Origin of the sequence: Rubrivivax sp. A210 (genome assembly GCF_904426505.1) — a bacterium.
GTDB lineage: Bacteria > Pseudomonadota > Gammaproteobacteria > Burkholderiales > Burkholderiaceae_C > Rubrivivax.
In genome coordinates, this window is sequence record NZ_CAJGBN010000054.1 from 1 (window position 1) to 2,372 (window position 2,372).

A 2,372-nucleotide genomic window follows, 5' to 3' on the forward strand; every position below is an offset into this window, starting at 1 on the left:
TAACCCCTCGCTCAAGCGGAGCGCCAACGGCAGGCCACCAGGCCCGGGCCGGTGGTACTCTGTACATTTTCACCGGCCCGGGCCTGGCGGCCTGCCGTCGTCGCCCGCTTAGCTCGAACGTTAGGCCTCAAAACCCATGCACCCAACCTTCGAGAGCCTCCAACGTGATATGGCCGTTGCGGTGGACTTTCTTCTCACAAGTCTCGATGCTCGCGAAATGCCTTGCATGCACTCGTTCCCAGATGGGGCATGCGAGCGATCAGCCGCCCTACTAGCCGTCGCGCTCGCGCGCAAATACTCGCGGGCTCAAGTTGTATACATCAAGGGGCGAAACGAAGATACGAACGAACTGCATTTCTGGGTCGAAGTCAATGACACCGTCCTTGATCCGACCGCACATCAATTTCCGTACTTTTCTGCTCCTCTGCTTTGTGAACGACCAAGCCCACTGGAGGAAATATTCCACCGCGATGAGATTCATCTCCAGCCAGAAGTCTCAACAGACCTTCCCTACAACAGCAACGGACGTTGGGAGATCACACTCGAAGCGATGTACGCCGCAATTCTCGCGGTAGACCCTTAAGAACACGAAGGCGATTTAGCAGCGACGATCAATCCATGAAACTAATGCGTAACAATAATGGGCAGCATATTCTAATCTTGGCTGTACTTTCCATATCGCCAACCATATATGCCCAAGAGATCGGTATCTCATGCAAGTTTGGGTCAGCCATTCTGCCCCAATTCGACAGTTCTGTTGACTCATGGTACACGAGCTATGCCTCATCGAACGAGCGCAAGTTCGTCATCAGTTTAGAACCTCCCAAAATGTTAGTTTCGCCTCAGCCAAGTCAGTACTGGAACGAACCTCGGTTCGATGTCTCGACTGATGAATTGACACTCCAGTGGGGACTGATCGCGCACCTCCCTGATCGCCACCCAACTATTAGACTAAGGATAAATCGATTCTCTGGCGAGGCGTTTGAGTTGTTTCGTATTGATCGGCTGAATGCACCAAAAGATGAACCTCAGTATGTTTGGAGTCGAACTGGAAAATGCGAGGTTCACAAGCGAAAATTCTAATGACAGAGGTAAGCTTCAGCGCATTGAGGCCTAACCCCTCGCTCAAGCGGAGCGCCAACGGCAGGCCACCAGGCCCGGTCTGGCGGTACGCGGTACATTTTCGCCAGCCCGGGCCTGGCGTCCTGCCCTTGTCGCCCGCTTAGCTCGAACGTTAGGCCTCGGGATGCCGCCTGCGGTTGGTCCCGCACGAAAGCCAGAACATCACGACTGTTGCTCACTTAACCTGACACCGACAAACAAGTGGCCCAGGAATCATCGAATACTTTTGGAGGGACGTATGGATCAAGAACAAAGAGTTGTCGTAGTAGACGTCAACATGAGATTCGGAACCATGGTCTGGTTCTTAGTTAAACTCGCAATAGCTGCGATTCCAGCGGCATTGATACTACTATTCATTGGCATGCTCGCAGCCGCAGTACTTGGTGGCTTTTGGGGTAGTAAGTAGCACTCGCCACGCATTAGAGACTTCCTAACTAACCTATACGCAACTAGGCGCCGAGTGGTCACGCCAGCTCTGACATACTAAGTACCGCGTAGGCATCTCCGCTGTACAAGACATCAAGGATAAGTAGTCGACGATCTGTCCATCAATGGCAATAAGTGCGCTATGCCAAGCCGAGGCCTAACCCCTCGCTCAAGCGGAGCGCCAACGGCAGGCCACCAGGCCCAGGTCGGTGGTACGCTGTACATTTTCACCGCCCTGGGCCTGGCGTCCTGCCGTCGTCGCCCGCTTAGCTCGAACGTTAGGCAGCGCAGGGCAAGCCTTGTGGTGATCCAGCAGAGTCAGCGCCTGGCGGCGTCAACCGAACAGCCACGAGGCGGCAGAGCCGCGGCACCATCGGCCGGCTACAGCGTTGACGCCGGAATCTCCGTAGCCAGAGGCACTTATGGTTCCCTGCTCCGACGAGACGAAGACCAAGACATGAAGCAGCAACGCTGGTCTGGGCAGGTCACTTCGAAGGAAGCCATGAATTTCAATCAGTTCGTGGGGCCGCCGCGGCCAGCGTTTGCGCGTCTCGGTTTGCCACTCGGCGCGGCGGCTTGAAGACGTGGCACGCCACGCTCGCCAGCGCAGAGCGGGAAGCCTTCTTTGTTCGCGAGCAAGAAGATAGCCAGAATTCAAAGCCCTCTACCCAATGCGCAGCTCTGCCTAACCCCTCGCTTGTCGGCGCCGATCCAAATCTGAGCCACCGTGCCGACCGAATATTGAGCCAGGGGTGGGAGCCGACTTTGAGAGTGTCGGCTGTGGATAAGTTTAGTTGTTAGCCTGCTTCGTTGACCTCCTTTGT

General features: G+C 55.4%; 2 protein-coding genes. Both read left to right on the forward strand.

What is annotated here, in order from left to right; all coding sequences use genetic code 11:
- Positions 1-136: 136 nt before the first annotated feature.
- Positions 137-583 carry a hypothetical protein gene (locus tag JMV16_RS19865; RefSeq protein ID WP_201496053.1) on the forward strand — a complete coding sequence of 149 codons (447 nt, stop codon included), beginning with the start codon at positions 137-139 and terminating at the stop codon, positions 581-583.
- 1,422 nt (positions 584-2,005) lie between these two features.
- Complete coding sequence (locus JMV16_RS24445; protein WP_255511429.1) at positions 2,006-2,128, forward strand: hypothetical protein; 123 nt, start codon at positions 2,006-2,008, stop codon at positions 2,126-2,128.
- The last annotated feature ends 244 nt before the right edge of the window (positions 2,129-2,372 follow it).